Origin of the sequence: Haliscomenobacter sp. (genome assembly GCF_965225875.1) — a bacterium.
Lineage (GTDB): Bacteria > Bacteroidota > Bacteroidia > Chitinophagales > Saprospiraceae > Haliscomenobacter.
The window spans coordinates 3,423,261-3,447,869 of sequence record NZ_CBDDBS010000002.1 but is presented as its reverse complement, the minus strand read 5'-3'; the positions used below and the strand labels follow the sequence as shown (position 1 = coordinate 3,447,869).

The 24,609-nt window shown below is 49.9% G+C and carries 14 protein-coding genes; 11 read left to right on the top strand and 3 right to left on the bottom strand.

All coding sequences use genetic code 11. From position 1 onward, the window contains the following. Positions 1-40: 40 nt before the first annotated feature. The 4 genes from ACO08K_RS16420 (at position 41) to ACO08K_RS16405 (ending at position 6,183) form a co-directional block, all read left to right on the top strand. Positions 41-1,366, top strand: a complete 1,326-nt coding sequence (locus ACO08K_RS16420) for a Gfo/Idh/MocA family protein (RefSeq protein WP_421797493.1) — start codon at positions 41-43, stop codon at positions 1,364-1,366. A gap of 134 nt (positions 1,367-1,500) precedes the next feature. Further along, the gene (locus tag ACO08K_RS16415; RefSeq protein WP_421797492.1) at positions 1,501-3,015 is read left to right on the top strand and encodes a sulfatase family protein; all 1,515 of its coding nucleotides are present in this window, start codon (positions 1,501-1,503) and stop codon (positions 3,013-3,015) included. A gap of 13 nt (positions 3,016-3,028) precedes the next feature. Beyond that, positions 3,029-5,104, top strand: a complete 2,076-nt coding sequence (locus ACO08K_RS16410; RefSeq protein ID WP_421797491.1) for an alpha/beta fold hydrolase — start codon at positions 3,029-3,031, stop codon at positions 5,102-5,104. A gap of 41 nt (positions 5,105-5,145) precedes the next feature. Further along, complete coding sequence (locus ACO08K_RS16405; RefSeq protein ID WP_421797490.1) at positions 5,146-6,183, top strand: uroporphyrinogen decarboxylase family protein; 1,038 nt, start codon at positions 5,146-5,148, stop codon at positions 6,181-6,183. A 27-nt stretch (positions 6,184-6,210) separates the two neighbouring features. On the opposite strand, the gene ACO08K_RS16400 is transcribed toward ACO08K_RS16405, so the two are convergent. Continuing rightward, positions 6,211-7,932, bottom strand: coding sequence for an ABC transporter ATP-binding protein (locus tag ACO08K_RS16400; RefSeq protein WP_421798317.1), 1,722 nt, complete (start codon positions 7,930-7,932; stop codon positions 6,211-6,213). A 250-nt stretch (positions 7,933-8,182) separates the two neighbouring features. Here ACO08K_RS16400 and ACO08K_RS16395 point away from each other — a divergent pair, with 250 nt between their 5' ends. The 3 genes from ACO08K_RS16395 to proB all read left to right on the top strand — a co-directional run bounded on the left by ACO08K_RS16395 (position 8,183) and on the right by proB (position 11,591). Next, a complete protein-coding gene (locus tag ACO08K_RS16395; protein WP_421797489.1) occupies positions 8,183-9,208 on the top strand; it encodes a DUF3089 domain-containing protein in 1,026 nt (341 codons plus the stop codon). A 7-nt stretch (positions 9,209-9,215) separates the two neighbouring features. Next, a complete protein-coding gene (locus ACO08K_RS16390; RefSeq protein ID WP_421797488.1) occupies positions 9,216-10,418 on the top strand; it encodes a sensor histidine kinase in 1,203 nt (400 codons plus the stop codon). 93 nt (positions 10,419-10,511) lie between these two features. Then, positions 10,512-11,591 carry a glutamate 5-kinase gene (gene proB / locus ACO08K_RS16385; protein ID WP_421797487.1) on the top strand — a complete coding sequence of 360 codons (1,080 nt, stop codon included), beginning with the start codon at positions 10,512-10,514 and terminating at the stop codon, positions 11,589-11,591. A gap of 154 nt (positions 11,592-11,745) precedes the next feature. Here proB and ACO08K_RS16380 read toward each other — a convergent pair whose 3' ends face one another. Continuing rightward, a complete protein-coding gene (locus ACO08K_RS16380; protein WP_421797486.1) occupies positions 11,746-12,486 on the bottom strand; it encodes a hypothetical protein in 741 nt (246 codons plus the stop codon). Positions 12,487-12,781: 295 nt separating this feature from the next. On the opposite strand from ACO08K_RS16380, the gene secA reads away from it, so the two are divergent. After that, entirely contained in the window at positions 12,782-16,105 is a 3,324-nt protein-coding gene (secA, locus tag ACO08K_RS16375; protein ID WP_421797485.1) for a preprotein translocase subunit SecA, read from the top strand. A gap of 93 nt (positions 16,106-16,198) precedes the next feature. Then, on the top strand, positions 16,199-18,601 hold the full coding sequence (gene lon / locus ACO08K_RS16370; protein WP_421797484.1) for an endopeptidase La: 2,403 nt from the start codon (positions 16,199-16,201) through the stop codon (positions 18,599-18,601). Between the two features lie 115 nt (positions 18,602-18,716). Here lon and ACO08K_RS16365 read toward each other — a convergent pair whose 3' ends face one another. Beyond that, positions 18,717-20,480 carry a D-arabinono-1,4-lactone oxidase gene (locus tag ACO08K_RS16365; RefSeq protein WP_421797483.1) on the bottom strand — a complete coding sequence of 588 codons (1,764 nt, stop codon included), beginning with the start codon at positions 20,478-20,480 and terminating at the stop codon, positions 18,717-18,719. A 290-nt stretch (positions 20,481-20,770) separates the two neighbouring features. Between ACO08K_RS16365 and ACO08K_RS16360 the strand changes: the two genes are divergently transcribed. Both ACO08K_RS16360 and ACO08K_RS16355 read left to right on the top strand, forming a co-directional pair. Then, positions 20,771-22,099: an MFS transporter gene (locus tag ACO08K_RS16360; protein ID WP_421797482.1), complete on the top strand. Its 1,329-nt coding sequence runs from the start codon at positions 20,771-20,773 to the stop codon at positions 22,097-22,099. Continuing rightward, positions 22,096-24,393 carry a pyridoxal phosphate-dependent decarboxylase family protein gene (locus tag ACO08K_RS16355; protein WP_421797481.1) on the top strand — a complete coding sequence of 766 codons (2,298 nt, stop codon included), beginning with the start codon at positions 22,096-22,098 and terminating at the stop codon, positions 24,391-24,393. The genes ACO08K_RS16360 and ACO08K_RS16355 overlap by 4 nt, the downstream gene beginning before the upstream one ends. Positions 24,394-24,609: the final 216 nt, after the last annotated feature.

The following is a 24,609-nucleotide window of genomic DNA, read 5'->3' as shown; positions in this document are numbered from 1 at the left end:
AATGAATAATTTATTTTTCACCGCCCATAAAACCACAAATATGACCAACAAAAAACCTACATCAACTTCCCGGCGCAATTTTTTGAGCAACAGCGCCAAAGCCGCAGCGGGGCTCATGATCGTCCCCCGCTTTGTGCTCGGTGGTACCAGCCCTAGTGGCACTCGCTATTTACCACCCAGCGATATGATCAATTTTGGCCTGATTGGCACGGGCAAACAAGGCAAGGGCTTAGCTACTTCCTTTATCGGCACGGGGGAAGCCCGCATTGCCGCCATCAGTGAAGTGTACCAGGCCAAGGCCCAACAAATGATGGAGCGCACCAAAGCTTACTACGAAAAAAACACCCAATTTGGCCAGTATTCCGACATCGCGCTGTATACCGATTTTCGGGAATTACTGAGTCTCAAGGACATCGATGCGGTCATCATTGCCACGCCCGACCATTGGCACGCGGTGCAAGCCGTCAAAGCTGCCGAAGCAGGCAAGGACATCTACTGTGAAAAACCCCTCTCGCTCACGGTTAAGGAAGGTCGGGCCATGGTCAATGCGGCTCGCGAGCACAATCGGGTGTTCCAAACGGGGAGTATGCAGCGCTCCTGGCCGGAATTCCGTCAAGCCGCTGAATTGGTGCGCAATGGCTACATCGGCGAGATCAAACACATCAAGGTCAATGTGGGGGCACCTCCGGTGAAGTACAACCTGGCCGCGGAAACCATTCCCGATGGGCTGAAATGGGATTACTGGTTGGGGCCCAATGAACCCGTTCCCTTCAACTCCGAACTGGCGCCACCACTCAGCAAAGATGTATTCCCAAACTGGCGTTTGTACAAGGAATTTGGCGGTGGCATGGTCACCGACTGGGGTGCCCACATGTTCGACATCGTACAATGGGCCCTGGACATGGACAACAGTGGCCCGGTGGAAGTGATCCCTCCCGATGGCGGCGAATACAAAAACCTGACCTTCCGCTACGCCAACGGCATCACCATGACCCACGAAAAATGGGAATGGAGCAATGCCATTCACTTCATCGGCAGCACGGGCGAGATCAAGGTGCAGCGCCGCAAAATTGAAACGACGCCTGCGGAATTGGCGACCCGGATCATCGGCGAAACCGAAAAACATGTCTACAAAAGTGAAAACCACTACAAGGATTTCCTCGAGGCCATGCGCAAACGCAGCAAACCCGTTTGTGATGTGGAAATCGGGCACCGCACCGCCTCGGTGTGCAACATCGCCAACATCGCCTACGAATTGAAACGCCCGCTGAAGTGGAATCCAAAAAAGGAGAGTTTCAAAAAGGACAAAGAAGCGAATGCACTTTTGGGCCGGACGATGCGGCCAGAATGGGCGATTAAATTATGAGCTATTGGACATAACGCGGTGTAGAGACGCACGGCCGTGCGTCTTTGCCATAATGAGCCTTTGACAAGATCGCAACCCTTAGAGACGCACGGCCGTGCGTCTCTACAAGCGCACCTCTCAACCTTCCTCAACACATGCACCCTTCCTTCAAATACTTTTTTTTCCTTGGCGGCCCTTTAGTCGCCTTTGCACTATGGGGTTTAAAGCAACCACTACAAAAAACTGCCCCCCCCAACATCGTCTACATCCTGGCCGATGACCTGGGCTACGGCGACCTCTCGGTGTACAACCCCGACGGAGGCATCAAAACGCCCAACCTGGACAAATTGGCCAGCCAGGGCATGCGATTTACCGACGCCCATTCCCCTTCGGGCGTATGTACACCCACGCGTTATGGCATCCTAACTGGGCGTTATCCCTGGCGCAGCCGCCTGCCAGTTGGGGTCTTACGCGGGTATAGCCGCACCTTGATCGAAGCCGATCGCCCCACAGTGGCGTCCATGCTGAAAAGCCGAGGATACAGCACTGCCGTGGTTGGCAAGTGGCACCTGGGCCTGGATTGGGTGCCTACCGCAGCGCATCGCGATTCCTTGCAAAAAAGAGATTACGGCATCCACAATGAGATGTTGCCCGACCAAATTGATTTTACCCAAAAAGTCAGTCAAGGGCCTGGTACGGTGGGTTTTGATTATTCCTATGTGCTTCCCGCTTCGCTGGATATGCCCCCTTACTGCTACCTCGAAAACCATCAACTGACCGAATTACCCAGCGGCCATACCAAGGGCAACAAACCCGAGGCAGGATACGCCGGAGCATTTTGGCGCGAGGGCGCCATGTCGCCTTCCTTTGACTTTTTTGGCGTTTTGCCCCGCTTTGTGGAAAAAGCCACTGATTTTTTGAAAAAACAAAGCAAACAAAAGCCCTTTTTCCTGTACATCCCCTTTGCTGCCCCGCACACGCCATGGATGCCTACCCCGGAATATACCAGCAAGTCCCGGGCGGGTGAATACGGCGACTTTGTGCAACAGGTGGATGCCTCAGTGGGCGAAATTCTGGCTAAGCTGGATCAACTGGGCCTGGCTGAAAATACCATCGTCATTTTCACCAGCGACAACGGCCCCTATTGGCGCGAAGATTACGTGCAACGCTTCAATCACCAGGCTGCCGCTGAGTTTCGCGGTATGAAAGGGGATGCATTTGAGGGTGGGCATCGGGTGCCTTTCATCGTGCGTTGGCCGGGTAAAGTGGCCGCTGGCAGCAGCAGTGCCGCCACCACGTGTTTGACCAATTTGGTGGCTACAAGTGCGGAAATAGTTGGCTTAAAATCCTCCAAATTCAAGGTGGAAGACAGCTACAGCATCTTGCCCGTTTTGTTGGGCAAAAGTGCTCAGGTTCCCAATCAGCCTGCGGTTGTACACAGTTCTTCCATCGGCTTTTTTGCGATTCGGAAGGGGGATTGGAAGTTGATTGAGGGCCTAGGCTCCGGTGGTTTCACCCAACCCAAAGAAATAGCACCCAAGCCGGGCGAAGCCCCAGGGCAGTTGTACAACCTGAAGGAAGATGTTGGTGAAACGCGAAATTTATACAACCAGGAGCCTGGGAAGGTGAAGGAATTGCGTAAATTGTTGAGCGAGATTAAGGGGCGATAAAAAAATAAACCGGATGAAAAAACTGCTCTCATTTTCATTGTGGCTGCTTGCCAATGGACTCTTTGCCCAACCCAGTATCAAGCTCTTGCTGGCCCAACCTTTTCCCAGCAACTTGACGGCAAGTGCCGATGGCAAAAGTATAGCCTGGGTGTTGAATGACAACGGCAGCCGTAACGTATACTCGGCCAGTGGAGACAACTTCAAGGATGCTGCACGCATTACTGGTTTTGAAGAAAGCGACAATGGCATTGACATCTCTGAACTCAGCTTTACACCTTCCGGTAAACACGTCGTTTTTGTCCGCGGAAATACCCCCAACACCCAGGGTTACGCAGCCAATCCTGCTCAGTTACAAATGGAAACGGGCAGGACATTATACATTACCGACCTGGAGCATGGACGCGATTTTCGCAAAATTGGGGCGGGGTATGCTTTCAAAATTGCACCCGATGGCCGCAGTATAGCGTACCTGAATGCGAGCCAGGCCTGGACGGCATCCCTGGTGGACACCACGCTCAAGCCCCAGCCCTTGTTTAAAGTGCGTGGAACAGTGGGGAGCCTGCGCTGGAACCTCGCTGGCAGTAAACTAGCTTTTGTCAATACCCGTGGGGATCATTCTTTTATCGGCATTTACGACCTGGAGAGCAAAAGCATCAACTTTCCTGATCCCGGAGCAGATAAGGATCAGGAGCCAGTGTGGAGCCCGGATGGCAATTATTTGGCCTACATCCGCAATCCACTTCAAATCAACGACTTTCTTTTTGCGCCCCGCCGTACGGGCTTCCCCTGGAGCATCCGAGTGATCAATGTTCAGACAGGTGAAGCCAAAGAAATTTGGAAAGCCGATGAAGGCAAAGGCTCGGTGTTGGTGGGCGACCTTCCGGCGATGGAGAATAAACTGCTATGGGCCAAAGGGCAGCAGCTCATTTTCCCTTGGGAAAAAGATGGTTGGGTGCACCTGTACGCTCTGGATTTCACAAAAAAAACGGTCCGCCCCTTCACTCCCGGCAATGGGGAAGTAGAAAATGTGACCCTTGCCAACGACGGCGAAACCTTGTACTACGCCTGCAACATCGGCGACATCAACCGCCGTCACATCTGGAAAGTAAACATCAATACAGCCCAGTCTGAACAGGTCACCAAAGGGGACGGCATTGAGTGGAGTCCAGTGCCCACTGCGGTGGGACTGATGTTGTTGCACGCTTCAGCCCAAAAGCCCGCCTGGCCAGCTTTGCACAGCAATGGCAGTTTTAAGGACTTAGCAACTGCTTTTTCCATTTCAGATTATCCTACCGATCTGGTGCAACCACAACAGATCAGCATCAAAGCTACCGACGGGATGAGCGCACCCGCCCAGTTGTTTTTGCCACCCAATCACAAAGCGGGCGAAAAACACCCCGCCGTTATTTTTTTGCACGGAGGCAGCCGTCGACAAATGTTACTGGGTTTTAATTACAGCCAATACTACTCGAATGCCTATGCGCTGAACCAGTATTTTGCGCTCAAAGGCTACGTGGTCATTGCCCTAAACTTTCGGAGTGGAATTGGCTATGGCCTTGATTTTCGCGAAGCACTCAATTACGGAAGAACGGGGGCTAGCGAGGTCAATGACCTGATTGGTGCTGGCGAATACCTGAGAACTCGCGCTGATGTTGACCCCAAACGCATCGGCCTTTGGGGCGGTAGTTATGGTGGCTACCTCACCGCTCACGGCCTGGCGCGGCGCAGCGATTTGTTTGCGGCCGGGGTAGATATCCACGGGGTGCACAACTGGAACAAAATCATTCCAACTTTTAACCCCGGCTACGACCCACTCAAACACCCCGACATTACCCAAAAAGCCTACGAATCCTCACCAATGTTTTTCGCAGCAGGCTGGAAAAGCCCGGTTTTGTTCATCCACGGTGATGATGACCGCAATGTCATTTTTAGTGAAACGGAGGACATGATCAAGGTTTTGCGCCAGCAGAAGGTGCCTTTTGAGCAGTTGATTTTCCCGGATGAGGTGCACAGTTTTTTGCTCCAGCGCAGTTGGGTAAAGGCGTACGAGGCTACTTTTGAGTTTTTGGATCGGCATTTGAAGAAATAGGAACCGTTATTTTTTATCCAAAATCCTAACAAAAAACACCTATGCAAAGACGTAAATTCATTCAATCCACCTTATTAGGCGCTGGCACCTTTGCTCTTGGTCATCAAGCCTGGCCTGCGATTTTTGGCACGCCCCCACTAAACAAACGGGAGCGCATGTTGCGCTGGCTGGAAGGAAAAACCGAGGCCTCATACCGGCCCGCCGCCTTTTTTCTACACTTTGACGAAAAACATAAAGTAGGCTCGGCTGCCGCCAAAAAGCACCTGGAATATTTCCGCTACACCGAAATGGATTTTGTCAAAATCCAATACGAGCAGGCTTATACGCCGCTGGATTTTCTGCGTACCCCCGCCGATTGGGCCAAACTCGTGCCCAACCGTTTGGATTTTTACGCCCCCCAGCTGGAAACGGTGCGGGAAATTGTAAAGGCGGCCAAAAAGGAAGCCCTTATCATCATGACCCTGTATTCCCCTTTCATGTGGGCGGGGCATTGTGCGACCTTGCCCGTGTTGCTGCGCCATATGGAGGAAGACCCGGATGCCGTAAAAAAAGGCCTGGACGCCCTGACCGAAAGCCAATTGCTCTTCGTGCGGGCTTGTATGGAAATAGGAGTGGATGGTTTTTACATGTCTACCCAGGGCTCAGAGACCAATCAACTCAGCGATCCCCGTTTGTTCAAGCACTACGTCAAGCCCAGTGACCTGGTGGCCATGCAGGAAGTAAGTGCCAAATGCCCCTTCAACATCCTGCACGTGTGTGACTACAATAACATTTATGCCAATTATGACGCGGTGCTGGATTACCCGGGGCAAGTGGTGAATTGCAATCCACAGTTGACGGATCGAAAACTCTCCTGGGAGGAAATTTCAACCCTGTTCAAGCGGCCAACCATGGGTGGTTTGCAAAAAAATGGCGTGATCAGTAAGGGAAGCCCTGAAGAGATTGAAGGTGCGGTAGCCAAGGTGATAAAAGATGCACCCAGACAGTTTATCCTGGGCGCGGAGTGCACGGTGCCTGGGACAACGGATTGGAAGAATTTGCGGACGGCGATCAGGCGGGCGCATGGGGTGAAGAAATAGTGAAGTTGTGGTGGAGGGAGTAAAATTTTATTCCTCCTCCACTGCCGCCACCTGCAAAAACTGCATCTCGTACAACTGCTTGTAATGCCCGTTTTCGTTGCGCAGCAACTCCTCATGCGGCCCGTATTCCTGCACCTCCCCTTTGTGCAACACCAGAATATTGTCCGCATGGCGGATCGTCGACAAGCGGTGTGCAATGATGATCGAAGTGCGTTTGGCGATCATTGTTTCGATGGCAAACTGGATCACCCCTTCCGTTTCAGGGTCGATGGATGAAGTAGCCTCGTCCAAAATCAGGATATCGGGATTGAATACCAACGCCCGCACAAAGGAAATCAACTGCCGTTGCCCCATGGAGAGGGTAGCGCCCCGTTCCATCACCTGATAATCGTAGCCACCGGGTAATTTTTCGATGAATTCGTGCGCGCCGATCATTTTGGCGGCTTCAATTACCTGTTCACGGCTGATGCTGTCGTCGCGCAGGGTGATGTTTTCCAATACCGTTCCAGCAAACAAAAACACGTCCTGCAATACCAGCGCCACCCGGCGGCGCAGCGAATAAAGATCGTACTCTCGAATATCGACCCCATCCACTTTGATGGCCCCTTTTTGTATTTCATAAAAGCGGTTGAGAATGTTGATGATGGTGGATTTGCCCGAGCCCGTTGCGCCCACGATGGCCAAGGTCTCGCCGGGGTTGATGTGGAAACTCACGTCTTTCAGCACATATTCTTCCTCGTTGTAGGCAAACCACACTTTTTCAAAATCCACTTCACCCTTCAATTCGCTCGGCTTATAGGTTCCGTTTTGCTCCAGGTTTTCGGGGTCGTCCAGCAAGGCAAAAACCCGCTCGGCGGCCACCAAACCCATCTGCAGGGTGTTGAAGCGATCGGCCAGGGTGCGGATGGGGTTGAAAAGCATATTGAGGTAGATCGGGAAAGCCACCAGAGAGCCCATGGTCACCTCATCGGCGATGACGCCCCTTGCGCCCCACCAGATCATCAAACCCAGGGTAGCCGCAGCGATGATTTCTACCACGGCATAAAAAACAGCGTAATAAAACACCGAATCGAGGTTGGCCTTGGTGTAATCGCGATTGACTTCGCGGAATTTTTCCCCTTCCTGTTGTTCCGCATTAAAAATTTGCACGATGCGCATCCCAGTGATGCGTTCCTGTAAAAAGGAGTTCATCCGCGACACCTGCGTACGGACGTCCTGGAAGGATTTTTTGACGTTTTTTTGGAAATAATAACTGGTCGCCACCAAAAAAGGCAGGGTCAACAAACAAGCCAGGGTCAATTTCCAACTGGTGTAAAACATAATGCCCAGCACCACCACCAAGGTCAAAATATCGGCAATCATGGTGATCACTCCCTGCGAAAACACCGTATTGATGGTTTCCATGTCGCTGATGGTCCGCGTGATGGAGTTCCCAACCGGAGTGCGATCGAAGTAACGCAGACGCAAACTGGTGATGTGTTTAAAAATCCCCACCCGCAAATCGCGTACCACACACTGGCCCAGCCAGCTGGTGGCGTATTGAAAAATGTATTGCAAAAAGGCATGGAACAACAAAGAGACCAGAAAAATAATGGACATAAAGCCCAGACCTTTGATGTCGAGTTTGAAGATGTGTTCGTCCACCATAACTTGCACCAACCAGGGGCGCATGGTGCCCAGCGGGGCCAGCACAATGGCCATTATGGCCGAGGCGATCAGGACACCCTGGTAGGGTTTGGCTTGTGCCATCACCCGCCGCAGGAGGTAAAAGTTGAACTTAGGTTTGGGTTGCGCTGTAGCCAAGGTTGTATCGGGTTGGTGAACAAAATGGATAGGGCAAAAATAAGGACTCATTATTTATCGCCCCAAAGGGTAAAATTACAAAGGGAAACAGTTTTTTTGTGATAAAAGGTTGCCTAAGAGGGCAGTTTTGTTTATTTTTTACCACATCTTTCAATTTTAATGTCAAAATTTGCTTTTCAATAGACCTTACGATCCGATGAAAACAACCCGAATTTTTGGTTTGGCCATTACTCTCCTGGCGATAGCCTGTTCAACTCCCAACGACACGATGGTGGCTTCCTCTGCCAATAGTGGAGTTCCCGCTGCTCCCGACTATTCCAATGCAGATACCTGGGCGGCCTTGCCGGATCGGGTAGATGCTGCCGATGTCTTTCCAAAAGGCATGGAGGACCGCCAGAAAGACGGCGAAGTGGATGTGTTTTTTGTCCATCCCACCATTTATACCCAGGATCGCGAACAGACCGACCCCTGGAATGCCGATGTGCAGGATGTCAAAATGAACAAAAAGGTAGACGAGAGCGCCATTCGCTTTCAGTCCAGCATTTTTAACGGTGTAGGGCGGGTGTATGCGCCCCGCTATCGCCAGGCACATATCCGCGCTTATTGGTTGCAGGATCGGGACATGCAAAAACGCATCTTTGACCTGGCTTATTCCGACGTGCGCAACGCCTTTCAATATTACCTCGATCACTACAACCAGGGCCGCCCGATCATCATCGCTTCGCATAGCCAGGGCACGACCCATACCCAGCGTTTGTTGAAAGATTTTTTTGACAACAGCAACCTGCGCAATCGACTGGTAGTAGCCTATTTGGTGGGGATGCCGGTCAAGCGGGATTTGTTGGAAAACATCCCTCCTTGCGACCGTCCCGAGCAGACGGGTTGTTTTTGTTCCTGGCGCACCTTTCTAAAGGGACATTACCCCGAGTTACACCAGCCAGGGAACAATATTGTGAGTACAAATCCGTTAAATTGGTCAAGTGATACCCTCTATGCCGCCCGCGATTTGAACAAAGGGGCAGTACTGCGCAGTTTCAACAAAGTAATCCCAAAAGTATGTGATGCCCAGGTGCACGATGGTGTGTTGTGGGTCAACAAACCAAAGTTCCCCGGTAGTTTCTTGTACAACAACCCGAATTACCACATTGGAGACTTCAATCTCTTTTACAGCAACGTTCGGGAAAATGCAGTAGCACGAGTAGGGTATTTCTGGAAACGATAAAAGGTTTATGGACATTTATAGCCGAAAATCGCGGTGGAAAATTTACATGGCAGGAACCGGGGTGGTCATCCTGCTGATCTCGATTTTTTATACCACTTATTTGTCAAAACAATTGGCAGAAGGAGAACAATATCGGGTCGAAAATTTTGTGCTGGCCCAAGACCAATTGAACTCTGACAAAGAAATTGAAGATGTAACCCTGCAACTGCAAATTTTACAGCGCAATACCACCATTCCCGTCATCATTACGGATGAAAGGCTTCAAATTGTAGATGCCATCAATTTTGGAGAAGAAAAGGATGCTGATAAGAAGTACCTGCAAGAGGTCATCCAAAAGCTCCAAAAAAGTGGTTTCGAACCCATTGTCAGCAATACCACTGGCAATAAAATCTTTTATCAGGAATCTACCCTCCTGCGCCAGCTCCGCTATTTTCCACTCATCCAATTGATCCTGATTGCTGCTTTTGTTGCATTGGGTTATGTCAACTTCAGCTCCGCCCGCCGCAGTGAACAAAACCGGGTGTGGGTCGGCATGGCCAAAGAAACTGCCCATCAGTTGGGTACCCCCATCTCAGGGATCGTAGCCTGGTTGGAAAACTTACGCGCCATTCGGGAAGATGATGAAGAGGTTATCGAAATAGTGGATGAACTGCGCACCGATGTCAGTCGTCTGGAACTCATCGCAGAACGTTTTTCCAAAATTGGCTCCATTCCTTCTTTGGAGCCGGTCAATATTTACACGGAATTGGAAAAATGCCGGGCCTATATGCAACGCCGGGCTTCGCGTAAAGTACAATTCAATTTCCCTGATCCCGATAGTTCGCCCCTCAACGTACGCCTCAATCCCCCCTTGTTTGATTGGGTGATCGAAAACCTTTTGCGCAACGCCCTCGATGCCATGGATGGGCAGGGGAGTATTCAGGTGGAGGTTTCGGAGGAAGATCACATGGTCAACATTGACGTAACCGATTCGGGTAAAGGTATTCCAAGCTCCAAGTTCAAAACCGTTTTTCAACCCGGCTATACCACCAAAAAACGCGGCTGGGGCCTGGGTTTGTCTCTATCCAAACGCATCGTAGAGGAATACCACTCTGGCAAAATCTTTGTGAAACGTTCGGAAGAAGGCAAAGGCACCACCTTTTCTATTCGCTTGATTAAGGCTTCACACGAAAAACCAGTGGCCCAACCGGTGGAAGAACTTCAAGCATAAAACCTATCTTTGGGGCGATAAAAAAATGAACATTTATTTTTGCCCTACTGCTTTGCAGTCCCGCCAAATAAATACCGCAACTGGTAAAAAATCATGTCTACTGTAAGTTATCACCGCATTGTGGTGAAAATAGGTTCCAACGTATTGACCGATGAACAAAGTCGGCCAGATGAACAACGCATTGCCCATCTGGTGGAGCAAGTAGCCTGGCTGCGCAGTCAGGGTGCTGAAGTCATTCTGGTTTCTTCTGGTGCAGTGGCGATGGGGCGTTCTACCTTGCCTCAGCTGAGCCACGTCAATCCCGTTTTGCGCCGCCAGGTTTGGGCCTCAGTGGGGCAACCCCGCCTGATGCAGATCTACCAGCACTTGTTTGCGGAAAAAGGTACCCATATCGCCCAACTACTCGTCACCAAGGAAGACTTTCGCGACCGCGAGCATTACCTCAACATGAAGGCTTGTCTGCAAGGTTTGCTCCGCGACGAAATTGTGCCGATCATCAATGAAAACGATGCAGTGGCGGTCACCGAATTGATGTTTACCGACAACGACGAACTGGCTGGTCTGGTGGCCGCAGCAGTAAACGCTGATGTGCTGGTGATCCTGAGCAATGTGGCGGGCATATACGACGGACATCCCAGTGACCCGAACAGCCGCCTGATTCGGGAAATTGATCCCAACGATGGCCAATTTCAACGTTTCATCCTGCCTTCTACCTCTTCTTTTGGGCGGGGCGGCATGAACACCAAGTATCGCATTGCTCGCAAAGCTGCGGTTTTGGGTGTACATACCATCATTGCCAATGGCAAAAAGGACCAAATCCTACACGACATTTGGGAACAGACCGGAGAATACACCCTTTTCCCTAGCCAAAAAAAGACCTCCAATCTTAAAAAACGCCTGGCTTATCAAGGAGCAGAGCCCAAAGGCAAAATCATCATCAATGATGGGGCTGCACTGGCGCTTCGCGCTGAGGAACGGGTATCAAGCTTGCTCCCCGTAGGTGTCACTGCCATCGAGGGAGATTTTGAGAGAGGGGATATTGTAGCTATTTTTTGTGGCGCCGAGGAGTTAGGCATTGGTATGGCGCAGTATGGTTCTGCTACGGCGCGGAAGTATGTGGGGCAAAAAGGAAAAAAGGCACTGGTACACTACGATTACTTGTTGATTGGTTGATCTCATGACCAAGGATCACAAACATTTTTAGCACAAAGAACACAAAGGAGAGCACAAAGGGCACAAAGTTAGACGTTGACAGTTCTTTGTGCTCTTTGTGCTCTCCTTTGTGTTCTTTGTGCTAAAAAAATGTCGCTTGTGGTAGCCTCAACCTTCACTGCATCTTCTTAAACTTCTTCTCCAACTCCGCCATCGGGTACCGCTTGACCAGCTTGTATTCCAGCGACAGGTCGCCCACAAACTTGCGGTAGTGCACCCGGCCAATACCTTTAGCGTAGGTTTCATCGCCAGGATAAGGCGGTGGAGCAAGAATGCCGTTTTTATGCATTTCGACGGCTTCCTTAAGTCCAAATTTAATCGCCTCGTATTTTTTGCCCTCTACCTCAATATTGGTTGAGCCTGCATAGCGGCGGTTTTTGATCAATACCGTTTTATCCAAGGTGTCTTGTTTCCAGGTCCATTCCAGGCGTACCAAAAATACCCCTCCTGGGTCGTGGACATAAAAAGGGTACACATTTCCTGCTACAATTTTGACAGGTACCGTCAATTGTTCCGGTTTGCCGCTGGTATCCTGTTCATAAAAATTGATTTCCTCCAGCAACATGCCATTTTTGACCATCACTTCCCGTGCGTGAATTTGAGGGCTCAAATCCCCCGGGCGATACAAAGTACTCGTCAGGTATTTTTTTCCATCCTGGATCAAACTGCGGTAATACCAATAATCCGGGGCAACGGTATCATTGCCTACAAACGCATATTCGTAGACCATACCTTCTTCCAGTTCTTTCAGCGGAAAATAGTAATTGCGGATGTCAATGGTGTCATTTTGGCGGGTACAAGTGAACAACAAGCTGCCAAGCAGCAAAAAAATGGCCAAAAACAAACTTCTTTCCATGATGGTATCGTTCTTATAGATAAAAAAACGGCATTTCTGCCAATATGGCTTAGCTCCCAGTTTTGTGCAAATTTGGTACAAAATTGGGCATAAAAAAAACACCCCCAAAGATAAAGCGAAAATTGTATCAAATGATTTATGGAAAATAGGCTTCTTTTTTAGTCCAGATGTTACCAACATGTATTATTCGCCATCCATCATTCGTTAATCCGCCGTATCTTTGGGAGAATTTTGAGCTAATTGGAGTCAGCATAGGCTCTATTTAAAATAGCTCCTAACGTACAAATTACCCAACATGTTTGGCACTATTGGAAAAGCACTAACCAAGATTCTCGGAGGCACAAAGCACGAGCGGGATGTAAAGAGTCTTGCGCCTATTGTGGAACAAATCAACCATATTGGCGAGCAACTCCGTCAAATCAGCAATGACGAGTTGCGCAACAAAACCCTGGAGTTTCGGGCCTACATTGCACAGCAATTGAGCGCCATCGATGAAGAGATTCAGGGCCTTCGCAATGAAGCCCATGAGGAAGAAGACCTCATCAAAAAAGAGCAACTTTTTAATGAAATAGACGAAGCCATCAAGGATAGGGACAAACAATTGGAGCTTGTCCTGAAAGAAATACTACCCGAGGCTTTTGCCGTTTGTCGGGAAGCTGCCCGCCGTTTTAAAGAAAATCCTACGCTGGAAGTTACAGCTACCGAACACGACCGCAACCTGGCCGCCAAAGGCAAACGCTACGTCATCATCGAAGGCGACAAAGCCACCTGGAAAAACCAGTGGACTGCTGCCGGAGGGGACATCACCTGGGACATGGTTCACTACGATGTACAGCTCGTAGGTGGTATGGTGCTCCACGAGGGTAAGATTGCGGAAATGGCTACGGGGGAAGGTAAAACCCTGGTGGCAACTTTGCCCGCTTACCTAAACGGCGTTGGTGGTCAAGGCGTACACATTGTGACCGTCAACGATTACCTGGCTCGACGGGACTGCGAATGGGTAGGCCCCCTTTATGAATTCCTTTTCCTGACCGTTGATTGTATCGATAAATACCAGCCCCACTCGGAAGAGCGCAATGCCGCCTACCAGTGTGACATTACCTTTGGTACCAACAACGAATTTGGCTTCGACTACCTGCGTGACAACATGGTCCGCTCCGTAGAAGAAAAAGTACAGGCCAAACACCACTACGCAATTGTGGATGAGGTGGACTCCGTATTGATCGACGATGCACGTACGCCGCTGATCATTTCTGGCCCCGTTGGCTACACCACCGAAGACCAGGATTACGTAGACCTCAAACCCGCCGTAGAACGCCTGATCAACATCCAACGCAAACTGGCCACCGATTATCTGGCCCAGGCCCGCAAGTTGTACAACGAAGGTAAAATCGGAGTTGAAGAAGGTCAATCCGGTATGGCGCTCTTGCGCTCCTACCGCGCTTTGCCTAAATCTCGTCCCTTGATCAAATTCCTGGGCGAAGAAGGGGCTAAAGTCCACTTACAAAAAACCGAAAACCACTACATGCAGGAGCAATCCAAGCACATGCATTTGGTGGATGCCGAGTTGTATTTTACCATCGACGAAAAAAACCGTCAGGTCGAATTGACCGATAAAGGGGTGGAATACCTGACTCAGGGTAGTTCCGATCCCAACTTTTACATCCTCCCTGATTTGGCAACGGAGTTGATGGAAATTGACCGCAATACCGAACTGAGCAAAGAGGAAAAAGCGGAAGCCAAAACCAAATTGTCGCAGGATTTTGCGGTTAAATCCCGCCGTTTGCACGCCATCAGCCAGTTGTTGAAAGCCTATACCATTTTTGAAGCCGACGAAGACTACGTGGTGATGAATGGCGAGGTGAAAATTGTGGATGAACAAACGGGCCGGATGATGGAAGGCCGTCGGTATTCCGATGGTTTGCACCAGGCCCTGGAAGCCAAGGAAAACGTAAAAGTGGGCGAAATCACCCAAACTTACGCAACCATCACGCTCCAGAACTTTTTCCGCATGTACCACAAACTGGCTGGTATGACGGGTACTGCCGAAACCGAAGCCAAAGAATTGTGGGACATCTACAAATTGGAGGTAACCGTTGTTCCCACCAATCGCCCGATGACCCGTAAGGACATGGACGACCTGGTGTTCAAATCTGCCAAAGAAAAATACGACGCGGTCATTGAAGAAATTGTCCAACTTAGTAATGCTGGCCGCCCGGTACTGGTCGGTACAACTTCGGTGGACATTTCCGAAAAACTGAGCCGCCTCCTGCGCATGCGCAACATCGACCACAACGTGCTCAACGCCAAGCAACACCAACGTGAAGCAGAAATTGTAGCCGAAGCGGGTCGCCCAGGTAAGGTAACCATCGCCACCAACATGGCGGGTCGGGGTACCGACATCAAAATTTCGGCAGAGGTAAAAGCTGCGGGTGGTTTGGCCATCATTGGTACCGAGCGCCACGAATCACGCCGGGTAGACCGCCAGTTGCGTGGTCGTGCCGGACGTCAGGGAGACCCAGGTACCTCTCAGTTCTATGTGTCCTTGGAAGACAACCTGATGCGTTTGTTCCAATCGGAGCGCATCGCAGGTTTGATGGACCGCATGGGCCACAAAGAAGGCGACGTGATCCAGCACAGCATGGTCACCAAGTCGATTGAACGAGCACAGAAAAAAGTAGAAGAAAACCACTTCGGGGTACGTAAACGTCTGTTGGAATACGACGACGTGATGAACGTACAACGGGAAAGCATCTATAAAAAACGCGACAACGCACTATATGGCGAGCGGCTTTCGGTCGACCTCAACACCGGTTTTGAATCCATGATTGAAAACCTGGTGCTGATCCATCGCCAGGGTGGAAATTTTGAAACTTTCCGCCGTGAAGCCATCAGTCAATTGGGTATTGATCCCGAGATTGATGCAGCGTTCTTCCGCGATGCACCCGTCAACGATGTGGTGAATACCTTCTACACCCAGTTTTTTGAGGCGTACCACCGCAAGGCCGATCAGATCATCGACCTGTTGTTGCCACAAATCGAAGAAGTGTACCACAATCAGGGTCACATCTACAAACGCATCGTGATTCCGTTCACCGATGGTAGTTCACACCCTTATGTGGTGACTGCGGATTTGAAAGATGCAGTAGAATCCAAAGGCAAAACCATCTTGCGCGACATCGAGCGTACGGTGACCCTGGCCATCATCGATGAGAAATGGAAGGAGCACCTGCGTAACATGGACGAACTGAAAGAGTCGGTACAAGCCGTGTCTTTTGCTCAAAAAGACCCACTGGTGGAATACAAACTCAAGGGTTACGACCTGTTCCAGGACATGTTCATGGAAGTGAATCAACTGGTGACTGGCTATCTGTCAAAAGGTACCCTGGTATTCTCCGACGGTACAACCCTGGAGCAAGCCCGGGAACAACGCGCCCTGGAAACCACCCGTACCCAAACCAGCCGCTCCGAAGACGATCAACGCCGCCGCGAAGCTGCTGAATCGGTCAGTGCACCACGCGAAAAAGTAGCACCAATTCGTCGCGACCCCAAAATTGGGCGCAACGACCCCTGTCCTTGTGGCAGTGGGAAGAAGTATAAACAATGTCATGGAAAGTGATGAGTGATGAATGATGAGTGATGAATTGGTTTTACTGGTTCATCATTCATCCATTCATCATTCATCATTCCTCACTTATCATTAAAAAAATTTATGTTCGACGCGCTATTGGTTAACCGAGAACTAGACGACGACAGTGATTTCCTCCCCATGCTTTCCATGGACGAGGGCCAGGATACCATTGCCGACGATCAATACCCAGGCCATTTGCCGATATTGGCACTTAAAAATACGGTACTATTCCCCGGAGTAGTCATTCCAATTACAGTTGGGCGGGACAAATCCATTCGCGCCATCAATGAAGCTTATGAGTCCAGCAAATTAATCGGGGTATTGTCCCAACGTGATGTAAAGGTAGAAAACCCTGGAGCTGAAGACTTGTACCAAATTGGTACGGTGGCGCAAATCATCAAGATCCTGCGCATGCCGGATGGCACTACGACAGCGATTCTGCGGGGGCAAAAGCGCTTTGAGTTGGGCAATATGCTCCAGGAAAGCCCTTTTATGGAAGGCTCGATTCGGGTATTACCCCATCCAGAAAACATCGATACCCTGGAGTTTGAAGCACAGATTTCCACCATCATGGATCTGTCGCAACGGATTGTGGAGCTTTCCCCCAACATCCCGCAGGAGGCCATCGCCATGCTGCGCAGCATCCAGGACAATTCCTTTTTGCTCAATTTCATCTCTTCCAACATGAATTCCAAGGTAGAGGTGAAGCAGCAAATCCTGGAATACCACGATCTTGGCCAAAAGGCTGCCCTGGTCATCCACGAAATGAGCACCCAACTCCAATTGCTGGAGTTGAAAGATAAAATCGAGACCCGCGTACGCGGCGATCTGGAAAAACAACAACGCGACTATTTCCTCAGCCAACAGCTCAAAACCATCCAGGAAGAGCTGGGACAAAACCCGCAGGAAGAGGAAGTCAACACCCTGGAGGCACGTGCAAAAACCAAGGTTTGGTCGGAAGCTGCGGCCAAACACTTCGATCGGGAACTGACCAAGTTGCGGCGTATGAATCCGCAGGTAGCTGAATACTCCATCCAGTTGAACTACCTGGAGTTGATGATCGACCTGCCCTGGCAGCAATTCTCCGAGGACAATTTTGACCTGAAACGGGTGAAAAAAGTGCTCGATCACGACCATTTTGGCCTCGAAAAAGTCAAAGAACGGATCCTCGAACACCTGGCCGTACTCAAGCTCAAGGGTGATATGAAAGCGCCAATCTTGTGTTTGGTAGGCCCTCCGGGGGTGGGAAAAACCTCCCTGGGGCGCTCGATTGCTACGGCACTGGATCGGGAGTTTGTACAGATGTCGCTCGGTGGTTTGCACGACGAAAGTGAAATCCGTGGTCACCGCAAAACCTACATCGGCGCCTTGCCTGGCCGCATCATTCAATCGATGAAAAAAGCGGGGAGTGGCAATCCAGTATTTTTGCTGGATGAGATCGATAAAGTAGGCCGTGATTTTCGGGGCGACCCCAGCTCGGCATTGCTCGAAGTGCTGGACCCCGCTCAAAACGACCATTTTCACGACAATTACCTGGAAGTGGACTACGACCTGAGCAAGGTCTTGTTCATTGCCACCGCCAATAGCCTGAGTACCATTCAGGCGCCCCTGCTCGACCGCATGGAAATCATCGAAATTGGTGGTTATTCGATGGAAGAAAAGGTAGAAATTGCCAAACGCCACCTGATCCCGGATCAGTTGAAAGAGCATGGTCTCAAAGCCAGCCAGGTTAAAATTGGCAAAAAAGCACTGAAAAAAATCGTGCAGGAATACACCCGCGAGTCGGGCGTACGTTCGCTCAACCGGCAAATTGCCGCCCTGATGCGCCACGTCGCCAAACAAGTGGCCATGGACGAAACGCCTGATGCCAACATCGACGAAGCCGAAGTGGCCAGCGTGTTGGGTATTACGCCTTTTTCGCCGGAAATGTACCAGGAAGTGCCTTCACCCGGCGTAGCAGTAGGCCTGGCCTGGACCCAAATGGGGGGCGAAATCCTCTTTGTGGAATCCAGCGTAAGCAAAGGCACCGGGCGCATGATCCTAACGGGCAACCTGGGCGAAGTGATGAAAGAATCGGCGACTACCGCCATGAGTTTCATCAAAGCCCACGCGGATGAATTGGGTGTGGATACCGAAAAACTGGAAAAAAGCGACGTCCACGTACACATTCCCGAAGGCGCCATCCCCAAAGACGGCCCCTCCGCAGGCGTGACCATGCTGACGGCACTGGCATCCGTATTCACAGGCAAACCCGTACGGCCTTACCTGGCCATGACGGGCGAGATCACCTTGCGCGGCAAGGTATTACCAGTAGGTGGTATCAAGGAAAAAATCCTGGCGGCTAAACGGGCGGGTATGAAGGAAATCATCCTGTGCAAGGAAAACCGCCGGCACGTGGAGGACATCAATGCGGACTACATCACTGGATTGAAATTCCATTATGTGGGGAATATGCAGGAGGTGTTGACTAGGGCGATATCGTAGGGAATTGCGAGTTTTGAAGATCAACATGGGCATTCTCTCATTTGCTGAAAGGATGCCCATGTTGTTTTTAACACCCCGCGTAGGTGCACTGGGCTACGTACTCCAACCCACTTCCCTACCTCAACCAAGATGCAATAAAACGGCTCTCAAAAGTCCGCTTGGGATCAAAAAACTCCTTGACCTCAATCCACTTGTCCATATCCGGATAAATCGATCGCAAGTACTCAAGCGTAAAAGGAAACTGAACGTTGAGTCCCCAGTGTGGCCTGCCGCCCTTCAGCATGAGCATCTTTTGTAAATGGGCGTAGAGCTCCAATTCTTTTTGATCATCCTCCGGGTCGCAGCTGTTTACCCGAACAATCTCGATAAAACACCACCAATCGTGTTCCTTGTTTTTAAATTTGGCACAATTGGGGGCCATAAAAGCACGGGATGACCTTACAAAACGTACCGCGATCGGTCCATTTACGTAGTAGCCAGGGCTTTTCTTCTCTAACTGATTCAAGTGCCCGATGAGCAATTTGATGATTTCGGTGACTTTATTCGCTGGAAAGGCAAATTCAATACCCGTACCAATGGTCATCAAGCGACCACTTGTTCCCGCATTCCAAATTTTGTAAGCAACATCTTGCCTGCCGTTGTCTTTTCTTTGTGTTTTGAGGACTGCTTCAATGAGCCTACGGGGTGGTGTAGAACGATGGTTGGCCAAAAAAGCAACTACATCGCCCACCCAAGGCAGTCGGGTGAAAGATGTTGGCCACTTTTGAACGCTTTCATCATTGCCAACAACGTCTTTAGTATCTACCAGGCTCAGGGATTTGGTCAGGTAGGAAGGGTGCTCGTTTTTCCCAACGGGGTAAGGATTAAAATACAGGTAGTGAAAGATTTCCTCCTGATCATTCAGGCTGCTCATGAGGTCATTGATTGTGGTTTTGACCACCGTGGAGCTCCATCCTCCCGATTGGTACTTGATCTCCTTGTTTAAAAAACACATCGGCCTGGTTTCGATGATGGCGGAATAGATGATGCCAAAACAACCAAAGCTCACCAGGGTAGCGTAGAATTGAGCATCATCCTGGATTAATTCAACTTCAGGATGGGTTTGAGGGCCGGCGTAAAACTGAGCATGCTTATTCGGGTCGGTGATGCCATCACTGGGTTCGATCCGGTAGATTTTTCCGCCACTAGCCACCAAAAGAATAGAGCGAACCATATCGTGATACGCGCTGTATTTCCCGCCCGAACCATGCGTCCCGGTAGAAAAAGCCCCCGCAAAAGACTGTACATCGCCACCGCCCATATTGAACAGGCGGCGTTTGCCAAAATGAGCGATATCCCGCTCATCCTTGGGGCAGAGGATTTTGTTGACCATAAAAATCTGCATCCCTCCGGGCACATCAAAATAACTTCCTACCTCCACGGTGTCTTTGAGCAAGGACAAAGCGGATTGGTCAAGTTTCCCAATGGTGTTATTGTGGTCTTTAGGATTATAAGGATGGGCTTTGCACAAATCTATCAAGGCGCCATCCGTTAAGCAGGTTTGAGAGAAAGAATGCCGTTGCCCAATCGCTCGTATTTTTTTATTCTCCGCTTCGGCTAGTTTTACCAGTGCTGCTGTTGCTTCCAAATTGAGCGGGAAGCAGTATTCTGATGTATTGGTTTTCCAGGTTTTGGATGGGTTAAAAATGGTGCAGGGCTGGGTATCCAGGACCAATACATTGGGGATTCGCTCGTGGTTTTTCGTTTTATGGATGCGTGGGTCGACAGGGTCGGGATCGGTGATATGTTCCCCAGTCTGGTTTTCTAATAGGCCTTGTTCAAATTCATCGAAAAATGTTTCGTCATGGTTGACGTCTGGATCTAGGTTAAGAAAAGACATGGTACTTGGGTTTTAGTGTTAATGAACTCTATAAATCTGCTTGTCTCTAAGCTTATTTCAAATTGCTGGTTTAAATTAGTCTTTTTTACCCAATTTTACAAGCCATTCCAATAAATTCTACTGATAAACAACACAATATACCAATTGCAACATTTGCAGTCCTGCCCTAATTTTTCTTCTTTGACGAATATCATTGGATCAAGTGATTAAGGCCTGAACAGGTCTACTAAGCTTTCACTAACTTATTAAGCGATACTTCTGCTTACTATTCAGTCCTTAAATGATTCAATATGGCTATCCACTCCTCATCCAATAGGGTGGTCAAAAACGATCCCAAGACCATCAATGCATGGGCCATGTACGATTGGGCCAACTCCGCTTATGCCTTGGTGATCGTCTCTGCCATCTTTCCAGCCTTTTACAACACCATAACCAGTGCCAACGGCACTTCAAAGCTTGATGTTTGGGGATTCAGCATCGAAAACACCGCTGCTTATTCCATCAATCTCGGCATTGCCTTTGGGCTGGTCGCCCTGATTTCTCCCTTGCTTTCCTCCATGTCCGATTACAGTGGCAATCACCGGGCGTACATGCGGTTTTTCTGTTACCTGGGTTCCATTGGATGTATGCTGCTGTTTTTTTTCAGCAAGGCATCAATGGTGCATTTGGCCCTAGCTGGCATGTTGTTGGCAACGGTTGGCTATTCCGGCAGTATTGTTTTTTACAACTCCTACTTGCCGGCCATTGCTACCGAAGACCAGCAGGACAAGGTGAGCGCCCGGGGTTATGCATTCGGTTACCTTGGCGCAACCACCCTACTCCTGCTCAACCTTGCTTTTATCCTGAACCAAAAAGCGCTGGGGGTTACGGATGATACCTTGTTGCCCCGTTTATCTTTCCTGTTCACGGGGATTTGGTGGCTGGGTTTTGCCCAAATTCCTCTGCATGTCTTGCCCGCCGGGCTTTATGCGCCCAAATCAACGGGTCATAGCTTCCTGAATGGTTATAAAGAGCTTTTGAAAGTATGGAACCAGCTAAAAACATTCCAAAAGCTCCGCACCTTTTTGTTCAGCTTTTTCTTTTACATCATGGGGGTACAAACCGTGATGTTTATGGCCTCTTCTTTTGGGGAAAAGGAAGTGCACCTCGGTTTGACTCAACTCATCATCACGGTGCTCTTGCTGGAATACCTGGGATTGGGTGGGGCTTTTCTTTTTGCCTGGATTTCTAAAAAACTGGGCAATATCCCCGCCTTGATCATTGCGGTATTTTTGTGGATTTTGATTTGTATCGGCAGCTATTTCATCATCACTCCCTTGCATTTTTACATTGCTGCTTTCTTCATTGGTTTGGTCATGGGGGGCATTCAATCCCTTTCCCGCTCCACCTACGCCAAGATGATTCCGGAAACTGAAAACAACGCCGGATACTTCAGCTTTTACGATGTCTGTGAAAAACTGGCCATGATGTGTGGTTTGATTATGTTTGGTTACCTCGATAACCTGACGGGCAGTATGCGCAACTCCATCATGGCATTGGGAGTATGGTTCACCATCGGATTGATCTTGTTGTTCGTGGTACAGCGCAACAGATCAGCCCGGCAAATGCTCGCGTCATGAAAAAAAATCATTTGCCTATAGCCATTCCGCCAGAGGGGGAAAAACCCGAGGCCATCCTGCAACAAATCGATAGGATGAAGACAGAGGACGTTGCCTGGAAAGAAGGCAAAGCCTGGAGTCTGGTTTATTACGTTGATGAAACCCACGATCAATTGCTAAAGGCCGCCAGCAGCGAATTGTTCAGTGGCAATTACCTCAATCCGCTGGCCTTTAAAAGCTTGCACCACATGGAGCAAGAGGTTGTGCACATGACCACGAACTTATTGCATGGTGGTGAGGCTGCCGTGGGCGTGATGACCACCGGAGGCACCGAAAGTATCCTGCTGGCGATGTTTTGTTACCGCCAACGCGCCAAAAAAATACACCCCCAGATTACCCAACCTGAAGTAGTGGTCCCCGTAACCATCCACCCAGCTTTTGATAAAGCGGCGGTGCTTTTTGGCTTGCAGTTGCGTAAAGCGCCCGTGGACGAGTCCCGCAGCGTCATCCCCGCAGAGGTTGAAAAACTCATCACCCAAAATACCATCCTGTTGGTTGCTTCTGCGCCCAGTTATCCCAACGGCGTTTTGGACCCAATCGAAGCCATTGCGAATATTGCGGTCAAGCATCGTTTGCCCTTCCACGTGGATGCCTGTGTGGGTGGATTTATGTTGCCCTGGCTGGAAAAATTGGGCTACTCTATTCCCGCCTGGGATTATCGGGTTGCAGGGGTGACTTCCATTTCAGCGGATGTACACAAATTTGGCTTCGGTGCCAAAGGGGCTTCGGTTGTGAGCTATCGTAATATGGACTATTTGCGGCATCAGTTTGTGGTCACTACCGACTATCCCGGTGGGATTTACATTTCTCCAACCCTCCTGGGGACGCGGGCGGGCGGGCCAATTGCCGCAGCCTGGGCAGGCTTGAAACATTTGGGTGAAAATGGTTACCTCGCGCTGGCAAAAAAACTGATGGCCGGGGTAGAAAAACTGCACCGTGGCCTGGAGGCAATGCCGGGTATCCACGTAGTGGGCAAGCCTTGTATGAACCTCATTTCTTACACCACCAATGAGAACAATCCGGATATTTTTGTCATCGCTGATCAACTTGAAGACCGAGGATGGATGGTCGAACGCCAACAATTTCCGAACTGTATTCACCTCACCGTACTACCAACTAACGTGGAGGTCATTGATCAGTACCTGCAAGACTTGCAGGCTGCTTACACCTATGCCAATGCGCACCCTGGCGCAACTGCCAAGGGTAATGCTGCGGTGTATGGCCTGATGGCCAGGATTCCATTCCGGGGCATGGTGGAAAAATCAGTCGAAAAGATCATGACGGATATGTACGGTGCCCACAGCACCGACGACACAGAAGGCCAGGATCAAGACATGGTCAAAAGCCCATTTTGGATGGGTGCCCTGAATCGAATCCTCATCACCTGGGCACGCTGGAAACAACGCATCAATAAGGCGGCTATGCACATTTGGCTACTCTGCCTGTTTGTTGCTGGATTGCTGCCCCCCCTGGAAGCTCAGCCCTACATCGACCCCTTCCAGGTCCGTTACATGGATGCTTTTAATAGCCCCAAAGGCGAAGCAACACCTTTCAAACACCTCTGGGCTGGCAGTGATTTGCCGATCAAGCTCAAAGAAAATTCGTACCTGATCCTGAGCCCTACCTACGAGCGCTGGGAACTCGATCTGAACAATCCAGAGGAAGTTTATCCGGCTGTAGAGGGCTTTTCGTTTCCGGTCGCTTTAATGTTGCCGATTCAACAATCCAAATGGTCGCTTACCTTAATCCCGATGGTGCGCTGGAATGGTGAAAAATTGTTTGGGGAAAATACCTTCCAGTTTGGAGGAGTTACTTTGGCGACCTATGCCCGAAAACCGACCCAAAAGTTTCGCTTCGGGGTGTATACCAGTGGGGAATTTTTTGGCCTGTTTGTTGTACCCTTGTTGGGAACGGATTGGCGCATCGATGAAAAAAACTACCTTTTCGGCACGCTACCTGGTCGTTTAACTTTTGAACACCAATGGAGCAAAAAATGGTACGCCGGGGCTACTTTCCGGGCACCAACCAGCAGTTACCGGCTTCCCAATGGTCAATTCCTGCGCATCGACGACAACCAAATCTCCTTGTACCTGGATTATTACCTCAGCAAAAACTTCTGCATCACCCTGGAACCGGGTTATGGGATCATGCGCAGGCTCCGAACGGGGATCAACCAAACCGAATACCTGACCGATGTCAAATGGGGCGATGGGCCATTTATCAAGTTGAGTACGGAGTATCGGATTCGGTTTTAGGAAAGGGAATGGCTAACTGATTTACCATTTCACCAGTATTGCTTTGGCGAAAAAGAGTGCCGAAGCAATACTGGTATATGAAAAGTAAGCCTGCTTATCAAAAAACTCCCCCCAAACCTAGCATTTCCCCTCAAACCTGCCTAGTTTTGCCGCGCTTTGAAACGGAAACAAAATGTACCTTTATTGCGTTTCCGTTTCTCATGACGGTATCGTCAG